The sequence below is a fragment of the Hymenobacter terricola genome (assembly GCF_017921975.2).
GTDB lineage: Bacteria > Bacteroidota > Bacteroidia > Cytophagales > Hymenobacteraceae > Hymenobacter > Hymenobacter terricola.
In genome coordinates this window covers 1-382 of record NZ_JAGEMO020000215.1, presented here as the reverse complement: position 1 = coordinate 382, position 382 = coordinate 1, and the positions used below count along the sequence as shown (strand labels likewise).

At 52.6% G+C, this 382-nt stretch carries 1 protein-coding gene; it reads left to right on the top strand.

Features of this window, described 5'->3' with window-relative positions; genetic code table 11:
• Positions 1–29: 29 nt before the first annotated feature.
• The coding region (locus tag J4G38_RS28290; protein WP_226164164.1) for a hypothetical protein at positions 30–382 on the top strand (353 nt) is incomplete at its 3' end.

Below are 382 nucleotides of genomic sequence, written 5' to 3'. Positions count from 1 at the left end.
CGCCGGTCATGGGATAAGGAGGAGAAGCCATGCTATCAGAAATCGGCGGCGCTATAGGGCAGTATCAGACCAACATGGCCTCGTACGATGGCTTTTTCGCGCCGGAGGAGTCCGGCTGGTCAATCTGCCTGTCCGAGGATCTTTCAGATGCGATAGACTTCACAAATTTCATGAACATGGACATCACCGGAGAGTACAAGATCACGCAGTCTCCGGTGGAAAACGGCTCCTTTGTCTCATACAATAAGACTACAAGCCCTGTAACAATCGGTCTGCAGGTAGCCATCAAGGGCACGCATGACGAGATCATGAGCGCCCTGACAAGGCTCGAGGTCATATCCGAGGGCACTGACCTGATAACCATCATCACGCCTGACAATGT